Below are 13741 nucleotides of genomic sequence, written 5' to 3' on the forward strand. Positions count from 1 at the left end.
CCGCGCTAACGTCGCGCGCCGGGCTCGCGCCGGTAGTGGTAGGCGTGGTGCTGCCAGTAGCCCAGCGTCCGGTACAGCTCCCGCGCGGGGTCGTTGTCTGCGGACACCTCCAGGTGGCTGCGGCTCGCGCCCCGCTCCGCGCCCCAGCGCCCCAGCGCGTGCATGATCGCCCACGCCAGACCGCGCCGCCGGGACTCGGGTGCGACCTCCACGGCGGTGATGCCGAGCCACAGCGACCCGGTGCCGGCAGGCGTGTTCTCACGATCGACGGTGGCGCGCCCGATGGCGACCACCTCGCCGTCGATTCGGACGCTGGCGAAGCCGACGCGTTCGTGCCGCGTCAGGATGCCGCGGGCAGCTGTTGCCGTTCCGCCGCCGTCGCGGTACCGGGCCAGCCAGGCGTCATCCGGCCGGTCCGTGATGCGGACCTCCGGCGTGTGCCCTCGCCCCGATCCGGCGGCGAGCAGTTGGTCCACGCGAGCGGCCAGTACGTCGACCGGTGGGCTCGCCGTCCAGCCCTTCTCGCCGAGCTCGGCGTCGAGCAGTCGCCGCGCCGCGACCGGGAGCTGGAACTGCGCCGGAAGCTCCCGCGCCGCGTACCAGTCATGTGCACGTTCGAGCGCGTCGTCCAGCGGGACGTCCGGGCGGCCCAGCGGCAGGACCGAGTTGGCCCGCCCGGTGAACCCGTCTGAGGCGCGCAACAGCCAGCCGCCGAGCTGTTCGGTCTCGGCTGCTCGCCAGCCGCGCGCTGCGACGTCCTCGAGCGCGAGTTCCTCGGCGGTCGACGGCGGTGCGATCCGCGCGAGCGCGACCTCGCTGAGCGCGACCTCGACCAGCCCGTGCCGCGAGTGGACCACCGCGGTGTCGGCCGACAGGCTGAGCAGGTCCCCCACGACGTCCGAGAACTGCGGGCGTCCCTCGGCCGTGCGAGATAGGACACGGCGCACGCTGACGCGTCGACCCACCCAACTAGGCTCCATCACGACCGGCATACTAGAGGCCGCTTCGTTGCCAGACCCGCCCCGGAGGACCGCAGTGACCTACGTGATTGCCGAGCCCTGCGTCGACGTGATCGACAAGGCCTGCATCGAGGAATGCCCCGTGGATTGCATCTACGAGGGCAGCCGGATGCTGTACATCCACCCCGACGAGTGCGTCGACTGCGGCGCGTGCGAGCCGGTCTGCCCCGTCGAGGCGATCTTCTACGAGGACGACCTGCCGGAGAAGTGGAACGACTACACGCAGGCCAACGTCGACTTCTTCGACGAACTCGGTTCGCCCGGCGGTGCGTCCAAGGTCGGCGCGACCGACCACGACCCCGCGTTCATCAAGGCGCTGCCGCCGCAAGGGGAGGGGCACTAGAACCTGCCATCGCGTGCCTGCTCGGTGGCGCGCCGCGCCGTGCGTGGCGCACACTTCGACGCATCGGTGACGGTGATTTCGCACCACCGGCCATGAGCGGAGGTGGCGCATGGTGGCGTTCGTGTTCGGCAGCCTGCTCGCCGTGTTGATCGTCGCGGCGCTCTGGGACCTGTTCGAGCGCGGCCGCCGCTCGCGGCGGCGCTCGTCGCGCTCCATGGCCGCAGTTCGGCATGACCTGCTCGCGGACGTCTGGGCGGTCCAGCATCACGGATCGATCCCCACACCGCTCGGCACGATGATGAAGGATCCCGGGACACCGCCGGACACGTGATTCGCGCTCGCCCGGCGGACGCACGCACCCGTGGAACGTGCAGTGTAGGCAGCCGTCGTCCACATGGGTGGGTCCGCCGTCGGCCCAGGGCACGACATGATGGACCTCGCAGTGTTGTGGTGGTGCGTCGCAGCCGGGGAACGAGCAGCCCTTGTCTCGGATGATCAGGGCGTGGCGTTGCTGGCGGGTGAAGATGCGGCACGGGGGTGCCGAGGGTGAGAAGGCGACCCGGCAGCGCGAACCAGGCACGAGACGAACCGTCGCCACGTGCGGAGGTGACTCGGCAGCGCGAGCCGGGCGCGAGTCGGGCCACCCCTGCCTTGTGGCGCCGGCACGACGCCCCACGGTCGTCGGTCGCAGACGTCACTGTCGGTATCCACGCCGACCGCCGCCGCTGCGCTCGCGCAACCCTGCAAGGGGCGATGCGCGACCGCAGGTGCGGGCAAGGCAGTGGTTATGGAGTCAGTCGTGCTCTGCTAGCAAGAATGCGAGCAGAGCACGATCGGTCCGGCGACCTACTGGTCGATGGCGGGTGGCGGTTCGCAGATCACGTACGGGCACGTCAGCCGCGCGCGGCAGGCGCGAGCGGTCGACGCGGACCGGCGGCGCGCCCCGGCGACGCGACCCGGCGACGCGACCCGCAGCGGCGCGACGCGGCGGCGCGACCCGGCGACGCGAGCCACGCGACGCGAGCCACGCGACGCGAGCCGCGCAACGCCCGACCACGGACCTACAGTCGGTACATCGTGGCGACCACGGCGTCGGCCGACGCCGAGGCGGCGTGCCAGCCGTTGGTGCGGCTCCACTGCCGTTGTTTGTACGCCACCTGATCGATTCCGAGCCGGTCGGCGTTCGCGACGAACCAGGCCGCCGTCTGCCATCCGGCCCCCGGGACGCGCACCTGCAGTCCCGCGGCGGCCGGCGCGTTCACCGGCAGGTCGCGGGTGACCAGCTTGACCACCTGCCCGGTCGTCGCCACCTTCGTCGGCTTCTCGAACTCGCAGGTGATGCCGGCCGCCACCTTGCCCTGCAGCGCGTTCGCGAGCGCGGTCGCCTCACCCTCGTGCTGGGCGTAGGCGCCGCCGTCGGCGGAGATCTGCACCGCCTGCACCGCATCGGCGAGCGTCATCTGCTGCCAGCCGTCGACCTTGATCAGGTGGTCGAGGAACGTCGTGGTCGCGAAGAAGACGTCGTTGAGCCGCTTCTCGCGGTCGGTCGTCGAGTTCGGCTTGCCGTCGACCTTGCCCCAATCCTGGGACGGGCGTTGCTGCAGGACGCCGACCGAGTCGCGATCACCCTCACCGGGAGCCAGGTTGCGCAGCTTGCTCTCCTGCAGCCCGGCGGCCAGGACGAGCACGGCGGCCCGCTCTGGCAGCACCGGCCGATAGCTGGTCACCGCGCCGACCATGGTGGCCGCGACCGAGGCCTGGTCGGGGTCGAGTTCGTAGTCGCCGACGGTGCAGTGGTCGTACGCGAGCGCGGACTTCGCGCTGTGCCACAGGGCGCGGCCGGCGAAGTAGCCGCCGACTGCAAGGACGACTACGACGACGACCGCGATGATCACACCGCGCCTGGAGCGGCCGGTCATGGGGTCAGTCGTTGCTGTGCAGGACGTCGTTGAGTTCGACCGGACCGCCGGAGCGTGGGCGTGCCTCCAGGGCTCCGGTGACGCTGTTGCGCCAGAACTGCAGGCCGGGCTTGCCGGACAGTTCGGCGGCCTTGACGGTGGACCCGTCGGGCAGCGTGAGCTTCGAGCCGGCGGTGACGTAGGTGCCGGCCTCGACCACGCAGTCGTCGCCGAGGGAGATGCCGATCCCCGCGTTGGCGCCGATCAGGCAGCGCCGCCCGACCCGGATCTGCTCCTTGCCGCCGCCGGACAGCGTGCCCATGATCGAGGCTCCGCCGCCGACGTCCGAGCCGTCGTCGACGATCACGCCCGCCGAGATGCGACCCTCGACCATCGACGCCCCGAGGGTGCCGGCGTTGTAGTTGACGAAGCCCTCGTGCATCACCACGGTGCCCGGCGCCAGGTGCGCACCCAGCCGGACCCGGTCGGCGTCGGCGATGCGCACGCCGCTCGGCACGACGTAGTCCACCATGCGGGGGAACTTGTCAACGCCGAAGACGGTGACGTTCCCCTTGTAGCGCAGGGTGGTTCGGACCTCCTCGAACCCTTCGACCGCGCATGGGCCGGCGCTGGTCCACACGACGTTGGACAGCACGCCGAAGATGCCGTCGAGGTTGCAGCCGCGCGGCTGGACGAGCCGGTGCGAGAGCAGATGCAGGCGCAGGTAGGCGTCAGGGACGTTCGCGGGCGGGGCGTCCAGGTCGATCTCGCAGAGCACGACGTCGACCTGCACGCCGCGATCACCCGCGGTGCCGTGCGTGCCGGTCAGCGCGGTCAGCGTGGGCGCCGGAGCAGCGGTCGCCGGAGCCGGGCCGAGCGACGGCTCCGGGAACCAGGTGTCGAGCACGGTGCCGCCGGCGTCGGTCGTCGACAACCCGTAGCCCCACGCCGTTCGAGAGGAACTCACCCCGCCACAGTAACCAGCGCCGGTGACGTAGCCTCACAGCGTGCTGGATCTGGGTGTGGACGCCGGCCGATTGACGGCGGCCCTGGTGGACATCGAGTCGGTGTCGGGCAACGAGGCGGCGCTGGCCGACCAGGTGGAGACGGCGCTGCGCGGCTGCCCGGGGCTGAGCGTGGAACGCGACGGCAACGTCGTGCTGGCGCGCACCGACGGCGGGCGGACGCAACGCGTCGTGCTGGCCGGGCACCTGGACACCGTCCCGATCGCGGGCAACGTGCCGTCCCGGGTCGAGGGCGACCTGCTGCACGGGTGCGGCGCGACCGACATGAAATCCGGCCTCGCGGTGATGCTGCGGGTCGCGCACCTGGTCGGGACGGGGGAGCTGCGTCCTGGTGTCGAGCTGACCTGGGTCTGCTACGACTGCGAGGAGGTCGAGGCCGCTCGCAACGGGCTCGGCCGGCTCGCCCGCGACCGTCCGGACGTCCTCGCCGGCGATCTCGCGATCCTGCTCGAGCCGACCGACGGCGGCATCGAGGGTGGTTGCCAGGGGACGCTGCGCGCGGTCGTGCGCACCCGCGGTGTGCGGGCCCACAGTGCCCGCTCGTGGCTCGGCGAGAACGCGATCCACGCGGCGGCTCCGATCCTGGCGAGGCTGGCCGAATACCGCGCCCGCGAGGTCGACGTCGAGGGGCTGCGCTACCGCGAGGGGCTCAACGCGGTGGCGATCAGCGGCGGAGTGGCCGGCAACGTGATCCCGGACGAGTGCACGGTCACCGTCAACTACCGGTTCGCGCCGGACCGCTCGGCGGAACAGGCCGAACAGCATGTGCGCGAGGTGTTCGTCGGCTTCGAACTGGATGTGACCGACCTCGCGCCGGCGGCGCGCCCCGGACTGGATTCGTTGCTGCCGAAGGCGATCGTGGCAGCAGTCGGGCGCGAGCCGCGGGCCAAGCTCGGCTGGACGGACGTCGCACGGTTCGGCGAACTGGGCATCCCGGCCGTCAACTTCGGCCCGGGTGACTCGAACCTGGCGCACAAGCCCGAGGAGCACGTGTCACTGGCGCAGGTCCGCTCGGTCGAGGGCGCACTCGTCCGCTTCCTCGCCCGCGACTGACCGCGGTGCACCGCACGCGGCGCCGGCGCGGGTGCGAGCGATAACGTTCAGCGCATGTCTTCGGCGCACGACTCCCGCGAGCACCAGCGTGGCCCGGTGCTGTACCGCCGCAGCCAGGTGAAGGAGGGAAGCACCACCGACCAGCGGCTGCTCGACTCCCGCGGCCCGACGGAGTGGCTGCACACCGACCCGTGGCGGGTGCTGCGGATCCAGAGCGAGTTCGTCGAGGGCTTCGGGCTGCTCGCGGAGCTGCCGGCAGCGGTGTCGGTGTTCGGCTCCGCACGCACCAGGCCGGGCAGTCCGGAGTACGACGCGGGCATCGCGCTGGGCGCCGCGCTCGCGCACGCCGGCTACGCCGTGATCACCGGCGGCGGCCCGGGCACGATGGAGGCGGTGAATCGCGGCGCGTCCGAGGCGGGCGGGGTGTCGGTCGGGCTGGGCATCGAGCTGCCGTTCGAGCAGAAGCTCAACGACTGGGTGGACGTCGGCGTCAACTTCCGGTACTTCTTCGCGCGCAAGACGATGTTCGTCAAGTACGCGCAGGCGTTCGTGATCATGCCGGGTGGCTTCGGCACGCTGGACGAGACGTTCGAGGCGTTGACGCTCGTGCAGACGCGCAAGGTGACCCGGTTCCCGGTGATCCTCTACGGCACCGAGTACTGGGGCGGGCTGATCGACTGGCTCCGCGGGCCGGTCCAGGCCGGCGGGAAGGTCCGGTCCACCGACCTGGACCTGATCTACGTGAGCGACGACGTGGACCAGATCGTCGCGCGCATCGTCGAGGCCGCGCAGGAGCGGTCCGCGCAGCAGGCAGCCGAGGAGCGAGCGGTCGCCGCGGTGGCCAGAACGAACGACGTCCGATAGTGGCCGCTGTCTGCGTGTACTGCGCGTCGTCGCAGGGCATCGATCCCTCCTTCGAGGAACTCGCCTACCAGGTCGGCCGCCGCCTCGCGGCCGACGGGCACTCGCTGGTCTCCGGCGGTGGCCGGGTCTCGATGATGGGCGCCGTTGCCCGGGGCGCGCGTGACGGCGGCGCGTTCACCCTCGGCGTCATTCCCGCCCACCTCGTCCCGCTCGAGGTCGCCGACACCGACGCCGCCGAACTCGTGGTCGTGGACACCATGCGCGAGCGCAAAAGGGTGATGGACGAGCGTAGCGATGCGGTGCTCGCCCTGCCAGGCGGTATCGGCACGCTCGAGGAGCTGTTCGAGATGTGGACGTCCGCCTCGCTGGGCATACACGCCAAGCCGGTGATCGTGCTCGACGTCGACCGGTTCTACGCACCGCTGTGGGAGTGGCTGGATGCGCTGCACGAGCGCGGTTTCGTGCGCCAGTCCGCGTTGGACACCCTGGTGCGCGCGCGGTCGGTGGACGAGGCGTTCGCGCTGCTCGCCGAACTCAGCCCCGCGGAAGCCCCTGGCCGTGCTCCTGGAACTGCATGAGCTGCCGGTTCTCATAGGCGACCCGGGTCGCGGAGCCGTCCAGCTCGGCGAACATCGCCTTGAGCACGCGGACGCCGCGCGGGTCCTGCCGGGCGATCTGTGCGGCGACGTCCAGGGCCACGGCTTCGGCCTCGGCGGCGGTGGCCGTCCGGTGCAGCAGTCCGAGATCGCGCGCCTCGTCCATGCCGATCGTGCGACCGGTGAACACCAGATCCTTCGCGCGGGCCAGGCCGATCAGCGGTGCGAGACGGGCCGGCCCCACCGGCACGCCGAGCCGTGCTCCCGCCCAGGCCAGCTTGAGGTTGTCGCCGCCGACGCGCAGGTCGGCCCCGGCGGCGATCTCGGCGCCTGCGCCGACGCAGTTGCCGACGCACACCGCCACCGTCGGCACCGGGAACGACTCGATCGCCGCGTACATCCGCGTGTAGGCGGCCATCCGGGCGATGCCGCCGTCGTGGTCCAGGCTCTCGCCGATGTCGGCCCCGGCGCACAGCGCGCGCGGGTCGGTGCTGGAGATGACCAGCGCGCGCAGTTCGGGGTCGCCGGCGAGCTCGTCCAGGCTGTCCGCGAACAGTTCGGTGGTCGCGGTGTCGAGAGCGTTGCGCTTGTCCGGCCGGTTGAGCCTGAGCACGGCGATGCCGGGTGCGACGCGCTGGTGCAGCACGGTGGGTTGTGGCATCCGGGTAGTCCATCACGGTGCCGGTGGCGTTGTCCCGGCACTGTGAGCAAGGCCGGCTGAACGTCGCCGAAGCGGCGCGTTCCTGTGCGGCGGCTAGACAGTTCGGCGGGTCGACGGTGCGGCATGACACGATCGAGGCGTGCTGACTCTGGCGGGGTACGGGCTGCTGGCCATCGTGATCATGGTCGTGCTGTACGTCGTCGCGGCCAAGGTGCTGCCCGCCGGAGAACAGATCGCGCCCGCGGTCCGTGACGACGCGCCGTGGGCGTTGCCGGCCACCCGCGAGCTGACCGCTTCCGACGTCGCCGAGGTGCGGCTGCCCGTCGCGCTGCGCGGCTACCGCTTCGCCGAGACCGACCTGCTGCTCGACCGGCTCGGCGATGAGCTTCGCGCGCGTGACGCCGAGATCGCCCGGTTGCGCGCTGAGCTGGCCGGCCCGGCACCGTCCGCCGCGCTGCAGCCGCAGCCGCAGCCGCAGGGTGTCAACCCGTACAGCGAGCAGTCGTACGCGGCCGAGAGCGAACCGGGCGAGAGCGAACCGGGCGAGAGCGAACCGGCCGGGGACGGATCGTCCGACCTCGAACGCGAGGCGCCACGAGAGGCCGTCGATGCCGAACCCGACGAACGTTGACGAGCGGCCCCGCTGCGGCTGGGCGACCGCGGCGCCGGAGTACGTCGACTACCACGACACCGAATGGGGGACGCCGCTGCACGGCGAGGCTCCGCTGTTCGAGCGCCTTTCGCTGGAGGCGTTCCAGTCCGGGCTGTCCTGGCTGATCATCTTGCGCAAGCGGCCGGCGTTCCGCACGGCGTTCGCGGACTTCGACGTGGACACCGTGGCCGGCTTCGACGACGGCGACGTCGCGCGGCTGCTCGGCGATCCGGGCATCGTCCGTAACCGGGCCAAGATCGAGGCAACCATCGCGAACGCGCGCGCGATCCGCGACGCGGTGCCCGAGGGGCTGGACGAGCTGTTGTGGTCCTTTGCCCCCGTCCCGCCCGCCGCCCGTCCCGCGTCGCTGACCGACGTCCCGGCCACGTCGACGGCCTCGGTCGCGATGGCCAAGGAGCTCAAACGGCGCGGCTTGAAGTTCGTCGGACCGACCACGGCGTACGCGCTGATGCAGGCGACCGGGATGGTCGACGACCACGTCGCGACCTGCTGGCGCGCGAGTTGAGGGCCTTCAGCGGCCGGTGAAGACCGGCTTCTGCTTGGCGACGAACGCGGCCGTGGCGTTGCGATGGTCCTCGGTCCGTCCCATCGCGTTCTGCAGTTCGGCCTCCTTGGCCAGCGATTCGGCGAGCGTCGAGGACGCCGCGAACGCGATGGACTCCTTGATCGCGCCGTAGGCGGCGGTGGGCCCGGCGGCGAGCCGGGAGGCGAGTTCCTGCGCCGCGGGCAGCACCCGGTCCGGCTCGACGACCGCGTTCACCAGGCCCATCTCCAGCGCCGCCTCGGCCGTCACCGGCTCGGCCAGCAGCGCGAGCGAGGTCGCGCGCGCCGAACCGATCAGGCGCTGCAGCGTCCACGACACCCCGCTGTCCAGGGTCAGCCCCACATTGGCGAAGGCGAGCAGGAACCCCGCGGAGGGCGATGCGATGCGGAAGTCGCACGCGAAGGCCAGCCCTGCACCGGCGCCCGCGGCCATCCCGTTCACCGCGGCGATCACCGGCTTGGGCATGCCCACCAGGTGAGTCACGATCGGGTTGTAGTGCACGGTGACCGTGTCCAGCGGCGCCGGATCACCGGCCTCCAGCAAGGCGACGTGCTCGCGAAGGTCCTGCCCCACGCAGAACCCACGGCCGTTGCCGGTGAGCACGACCGCACGCACCGACGCGTCGCGGGCGACCTCGTCGACGGCCGTGCCGAGCGCCTCCTTCAACTCGACCGACAGCGAGTTCATCGACTCCGGGCGGTTCAGCGTCAGCGTCGCGACTCCGTCCGCCCGATCGATCAGCAGCACGTCAGACATCCGTATGTCCCTTTCGGTGGGCATTGCCACGGACCCTAGCGCGGACCCGGGGTTGGGAGAGCGGGTGCCGATGCGGGAGAATGGTCACAACGACGGGACGGCAGTTCTCCGCCGCACCGGGTTGTCGACACGTGAGCGCGCGTCGCTCATCGAGGAGGTACGCATGGCGGCCATGAAGCCGCGGACGGGCGACGGTCCGCTCGAGGTCACCAAGGAGGGGCGCGGCATCGTGATGCGCGTCCCGCTCGAAGGAGGTGGACGGCTCGTCGTCGAGATGTCCGCGGACGAGGCGAGCGCTCTCGGCGACGCCCTCAAGTCGGTCGTCAGCTGATACCAGAACCTCCGGCCCCGGTTCCCGATGTGGGAGCCGGGGCCGGAGGCGTTTGCGGGCTGCGGAAGGATCAGGACCATGCTCGACGTCCGCCTCGCTGCACCCGCGCCCGGCGCGCCACCGGCTCCCCGGGCGCGCAGCACCGACGAAGTGCGCCGCCGGGCCGGCGAACTGGCCCGCGGCCTCGGCAGCGAGCAGACCGTGCTGGACGCGACCGGGCTGGCCGGTGAGCGGCTGAGCGCCCTCGCCGAGGGACTCGTCCTGGGCGCGTACCGGATCGCGGACGCGCCACGGCGGCTCGTCGAGCTGGCCGGCGCCGATGACGCCGCCGCGCTCGCCCGGGGCCTGCGCGCGGCCGCCGCGACCGTGTGGGCGCGGGACCTGGCGAACACGCCCGCGTCGACCAAGACGCCGGCCTGGCTCGCCGCGCAGGCGGCGCGCGAACTCGGCACGGTCGGCGTCGAGGTGCTGACCCGGGACGAGCAGTGGCTGGCCGAACAGGGCTTCGGCGGCGTCCTCGCGGTCGGGGCCGGATCGGCGTCCGCGCCGCGGCTGATCGAGGCGTCGTGGCGGCCACGGCGCGCGAAGCCGGGTGTGCATGCCGTCCTCGTCGGCAAGGGGATCACGTTCGACACCGGCGGCATCAACCTCAAGCCGGGCGACTCGATGCGGATGATGCACACCGACATGGCCGGTGGCGCCGCGGTGCTGGCCGCGCTGCGGCTGGTCGCGCAGGACGAGGTGCCGGTGCGGGTCACCGCGCTCGTGCCCGCCGCCGAGAACTCCTTCTCCGGCACGGCGATGCGGCCCAGCGACGTGCTGCGGCACTACGGCGGCCGTACCAGCGAGGTGGGCAACACCGACGCCGAAGGCCGCCTCGTCCTCGCCGACGCGCTGGCCTACGCGGCCGCGCGGCTTCGGCCCACCGCGCTGGTGGACATCGCGACGCTGACCGGCGCCATGAAGATCGCGCTGGGGCTGCGCACCGGTGGCCTGTTCGCGACCGACGACCGGCTGGCCACCGCACTGACCCGTGCCGGCGCTGCCGTCGGCGAACCGCTGTGGCGGATGCCGCTGCAGGCCGAGTACGCGGGCCTGCTGCGCTCGGACGTCGCCGATGCGAACAACGCGCCGGGCAATCCGGGGGCGATCACGGCCGCGCTGTTCCTGCAGCCGTTCACGCGCGGCCTGCCGTGGGCGCACCTGGACGTCGCCGGACCCGCGCGGGCACCGAAGGACGACGGGCTGTTGACCAAGGGGGCGACCGGCTTCGGCGCGCGGCTGCTGGCCCGCTGGGTCGCCTCCCTCGGCTGAGCTCGTCCCGCTTCCCCCACCGGCCGACGAGATTGCTGCGGCTTCCCCCACCGGCCGACGAGATCCGCGGCCTGGATCTGGGAACTGGATGGGGGGAGCGCAAGAAATTTGGGCAGACGGTGGGGGAAGCGCAAGCCGCCGGACCGCGCTGCAGGGCGACACGCCGCAGAACCGCCTGCTACGGGGCCAACAGTGAGCGGTACAGCTCGACGGTGCGGTGCGCGATGGCGTCCCAGCCGAACTCGGTGACGGCCCGCTCGCGACCGGCCCGGCCCATCGCGGCCGCGCGGTCCGGGTCGCCGCACAGCGTGTTCACCGCGTCGGCCAGCCCGGCCTCGAACTCCTCGCTCGTCACCGCCAGCTGGGGTACGAGCAGCCCGGTGAGCCCGTCCGCGACGACCTCCGGGATGCCGCCCACCGCGCTTGCCACGACCGCGGTCTCGCAGGCCATCGCCTCCAGGTTCACGATGCCCAGCGGCTCGTACACCGACGGGCACACGAACACGCTGGCCGCCGTCAGCAGCGCGGTGAGCTCGGCGCGCGGCAGCATGTCCCGGATCCACACCACCCCGGTGCGCTCGGCTGACAACGCGGCAACGGTCGACTCGGTGTCGGCGGCCAACTCGGCGGTGTCCGGCGCGCCCGCGCAGAGCACCAGCTGGATCGCCGGGTCGAAGCTGCGGGCCGCGGCCAGCAGGTGGGTCAGCCCCTTCTGCCGCGTGATCCGGCCGACGAAGAGCACCGACGGACGCGTCGGGTCGATCCCGTACCGCAGTGCCACCTCGGCGTCGGGGTTCGGCGCGTACAGCCCGGTGTCGATGCCGTTGTGGATCACGTGCACCCGCGCGGGGTCGACGAACGGGTAGGCGTCCAGGACGTCCGCGCGCATGCCGTAGGACACCGCGACGATCGCGTCGGCCGTTTCGTAGGCCTGCCGTTCGGCCCACGACGAGACGCGGTAGCCGCCGCCGAGCTGCTCGGACTTCCACGGCCGGTGCGGTTCCAGCGAATGCGCGGTGAGCACGTGCGGGACGCCGTGCAGTTGCGCCCCGAGCACCCCGGCCAGGTTCGCGTACCAGGTGTGCGAGTGCAGCACGTCCGCCGTTCCGACCGCGGCCGCGATCGCCAGATCGACACCGAGAGTGCGCACTGCGGCGTTGGCCGCCGCCAGCTCGGCCGGCGGCGCGTAGGCGTGCACGCCCGCCTCGGGCCGGTCCGCGCCGAAGCAGTGCACCTCGACATCCACCAGGCGCCGCAGCTCGCGGACGAGGAACTCGACGTGCACGCCGGCACCCCCATATACCTCCGGGGGGTACTCGCGACTCAGCACGGCCACTCGCATGAGGTGACCTTAGCCCGCTGTGCAGATCCGCCCGGATCGCTAGTGTTGTCCTATGACGGCTGGCGCGAGGCGGGACGGGTGCCGTGGCTAAGGAGCCGCGCGTCCTCGGAATGGTGCTCGCCGGCGGCGAGGGCAAGCGACTGTGGCCGCTCACCGCGGACCGTGCCAAGCCTGCCGTGCCGTTCGGCGGGAACTACCGGCTGATCGACTTCGTGCTGTCGAACCTGGTGAACGCCGGATACCTGCGCATCTGCGTGCTGACCCAGTACAAGTCGCACTCGCTGGACCGGCACATCACCCAGACCTGGCGGATGTCGGGCCTGACCGGCAACTACATCACGCCGGTTCCCGCGCAGCAGCGCCTCGGACCGCGCTGGTACACCGGCAGCGCCGATGCGATCCTGCAGTCCTCGAACCTGATCTACGACGACAAGCCGGACTACATCATCGTGTTCGGCGCCGACCACGTGTACCGGATGGACCCGCGGCAGATGGTCGCCCAGCACATCGAGTCCGGGGCGGGGGCCACCGTGGCCGGCATCCGGGTGCCGCGCGAGGAGGCCTCCTCCTTCGGCGTCATCGACGCCGCCGCCGACGGCCGGGTGCTGGAGTTCCTGGAGAAGCCGACCAACCCGCCCGGCCTGCCCGATGCGCCCGACCAGACGTTCGCGTCTATGGGCAACTACGTCTTCACCACCTCGGTGCTGCTCGAGGCGCTCAAGCAGGACGCGGAGGACGAGGACTCCGTCCATGACATGGGCGGCTCGATCATGCCGATGATGGTCAAGCAGGGCGACGCGTACGTGTACGACTTCGCCGACAACGACGTCCCCGGGGCGGAGGAGCGCGACAGCGGGTACTGGCGCGACGTCGGGACGCTGGACGCCTACTACGACGCGCACACCGACCTGGTCGCGGTGCACCCGATCTTCAACCTCTACAACCAGCAATGGCCGATCTACACGCACCACCCGCACCTGCCCTCGGCCAAGTTCGTCGAGGGCGGCATCGCGCAGGAGTCGCTCGTCGGGTCGGGCACGATCGTCGCCGGCGGGACGGTGCGGCACAGCGTGCTCTCGCCGAACGTGCGGCTGCTCGCCGGCGCGTACGTCGAGGGCTCGGTGCTCATGGACGGCGTGCAGATCGGGCGCGGCGCCGTGGTGCGCCGGGCCATCCTGGACAAGGACGTCGTGGTGCCCGAGGGTGCGCACATCGGCGTCGAGCCCGACCTGGACCGCGAGCGCTACCACGTCACCGAGAGCGGCATCGTGGTGCTCGGCAAGAGCCAGCTCGCGCTGCCCTGATCCCCATCGACTCGCGGT

At 71.9% G+C, this 13741-nt stretch carries 16 protein-coding genes; 10 read left to right on the plus strand and 6 right to left on the minus strand.

Features of this window, described 5'->3' with window-relative positions; translation table 11 throughout:
• Window positions 1–5: 5 nt before the first annotated feature.
• Window positions 6–965 (minus strand): GNAT family N-acetyltransferase, encoded by a 960-nt coding sequence (locus tag M6B22_RS16180; protein ID WP_269442600.1) that lies wholly within the window; start codon window positions 963–965, stop codon window positions 6–8.
• Between the two features lie 70 nt (window positions 966–1035).
• On the opposite strand from M6B22_RS16180, the gene fdxA reads away from it, so the two are divergent.
• Together fdxA and M6B22_RS16190 are read left to right on the plus strand one after the other, a co-directional pair.
• A complete protein-coding gene (fdxA, locus tag M6B22_RS16185; RefSeq protein ID WP_269442601.1) occupies window positions 1036–1362 on the plus strand; it encodes a ferredoxin in 327 nt (108 codons plus the stop codon).
• 109 nt (window positions 1363–1471) lie between these two features.
• Window positions 1472–1693 carry a hypothetical protein gene (locus M6B22_RS16190; RefSeq protein WP_269442602.1) on the plus strand — a complete coding sequence of 74 codons (222 nt, stop codon included), beginning with the start codon at window positions 1472–1474 and terminating at the stop codon, window positions 1691–1693.
• A gap of 730 nt (window positions 1694–2423) precedes the next feature.
• Here the strand turns inward: M6B22_RS16190 and M6B22_RS16195 are convergent.
• Complete coding sequence (locus tag M6B22_RS16195) at window positions 2424–3281, minus strand: hypothetical protein (RefSeq protein ID WP_269442603.1); 858 nt, start codon at window positions 3279–3281, stop codon at window positions 2424–2426.
• 4 nt (window positions 3282–3285) lie between these two features.
• Entirely contained in the window at window positions 3286–4227 is a 942-nt protein-coding gene (gene dapD / locus M6B22_RS16200) for a 2,3,4,5-tetrahydropyridine-2,6-dicarboxylate N-succinyltransferase (RefSeq protein WP_269442604.1), read from the minus strand.
• A gap of 40 nt (window positions 4228–4267) precedes the next feature.
• Here dapD and dapE point away from each other — a divergent pair, with 40 nt between their 5' ends.
• From dapE to M6B22_RS16215, 3 genes are read left to right on the plus strand one after another with little or no spacing between them, the layout of a single operon-like run.
• On the plus strand, window positions 4268–5338 hold the full coding sequence (gene dapE, locus M6B22_RS16205) for a succinyl-diaminopimelate desuccinylase (protein ID WP_269442605.1): 1071 nt from the start codon (window positions 4268–4270) through the stop codon (window positions 5336–5338).
• 54 nt (window positions 5339–5392) lie between these two features.
• On the plus strand, window positions 5393–6202 hold the full coding sequence (locus tag M6B22_RS16210) for an LOG family protein (RefSeq protein WP_269442606.1): 810 nt from the start codon (window positions 5393–5395) through the stop codon (window positions 6200–6202).
• On the plus strand, window positions 6202–6780 hold the full coding sequence (locus M6B22_RS16215) for an LOG family protein (protein WP_269442607.1): 579 nt from the start codon (window positions 6202–6204) through the stop codon (window positions 6778–6780). Before M6B22_RS16210 ends, M6B22_RS16215 begins: the two co-directional genes overlap by 1 nt.
• Here the strand turns inward: M6B22_RS16215 and M6B22_RS16220 are convergent.
• Complete coding sequence (locus M6B22_RS16220) at window positions 6737–7459, minus strand: enoyl-CoA hydratase/isomerase family protein (protein ID WP_269442608.1); 723 nt, start codon at window positions 7457–7459, stop codon at window positions 6737–6739. The two genes, M6B22_RS16215 and M6B22_RS16220, sit on opposite strands and share 44 nt — an antisense overlap.
• Window positions 7460–7598: 139 nt before the next feature.
• Between M6B22_RS16220 and M6B22_RS16225 the strand changes: the two genes are divergently transcribed.
• Together M6B22_RS16225 and M6B22_RS16230 are read left to right on the plus strand one after the other, a co-directional pair.
• Complete coding sequence (locus M6B22_RS16225) at window positions 7599–8090, plus strand: DivIVA domain-containing protein (protein WP_269442609.1); 492 nt, start codon at window positions 7599–7601, stop codon at window positions 8088–8090.
• The gene (locus M6B22_RS16230) at window positions 8068–8637 is read left to right on the plus strand and encodes a DNA-3-methyladenine glycosylase I (protein WP_269442610.1); all 570 of its coding nucleotides are present in this window, start codon (window positions 8068–8070) and stop codon (window positions 8635–8637) included. Before M6B22_RS16225 ends, M6B22_RS16230 begins: the two co-directional genes overlap by 23 nt.
• Before the next feature lie 6 nt (window positions 8638–8643).
• Here M6B22_RS16230 and M6B22_RS16235 read toward each other — a convergent pair whose 3' ends face one another.
• Window positions 8644–9432 carry an enoyl-CoA hydratase-related protein gene (locus M6B22_RS16235; protein WP_269442611.1) on the minus strand — a complete coding sequence of 263 codons (789 nt, stop codon included), beginning with the start codon at window positions 9430–9432 and terminating at the stop codon, window positions 8644–8646.
• A 163-nt stretch (window positions 9433–9595) separates the two neighbouring features.
• Here M6B22_RS16235 and M6B22_RS16240 point away from each other — a divergent pair, with 163 nt between their 5' ends.
• Window positions 9596–9763, plus strand: coding sequence for a DUF3117 domain-containing protein (locus M6B22_RS16240; RefSeq protein WP_269442612.1), 168 nt, complete (start codon window positions 9596–9598; stop codon window positions 9761–9763).
• 78 nt (window positions 9764–9841) lie between these two features.
• Complete coding sequence (locus M6B22_RS16245) at window positions 9842–11077, plus strand: leucyl aminopeptidase family protein (protein ID WP_269442613.1); 1236 nt, start codon at window positions 9842–9844, stop codon at window positions 11075–11077.
• Between the two features lie 178 nt (window positions 11078–11255).
• On the opposite strand, the gene glgA is transcribed toward M6B22_RS16245, so the two are convergent.
• Window positions 11256–12419 carry a glycogen synthase gene (glgA, locus tag M6B22_RS16250; protein ID WP_269442614.1) on the minus strand — a complete coding sequence of 388 codons (1164 nt, stop codon included), beginning with the start codon at window positions 12417–12419 and terminating at the stop codon, window positions 11256–11258.
• 83 nt (window positions 12420–12502) lie between these two features.
• Here glgA and glgC point away from each other — a divergent pair, with 83 nt between their 5' ends.
• Window positions 12503–13723, plus strand: a complete 1221-nt coding sequence (glgC, locus tag M6B22_RS16255; protein WP_269442615.1) for a glucose-1-phosphate adenylyltransferase — start codon at window positions 12503–12505, stop codon at window positions 13721–13723.
• The last annotated feature ends 18 nt before the right edge of the window (window positions 13724–13741 follow it).

It is taken from the genome of Jatrophihabitans cynanchi, from assembly GCF_027247405.1.
In the GTDB taxonomy this organism is placed as follows: Bacteria; Actinomycetota; Actinomycetes; order Mycobacteriales; family Jatrophihabitantaceae; genus Jatrophihabitans_B; species Jatrophihabitans_B cynanchi.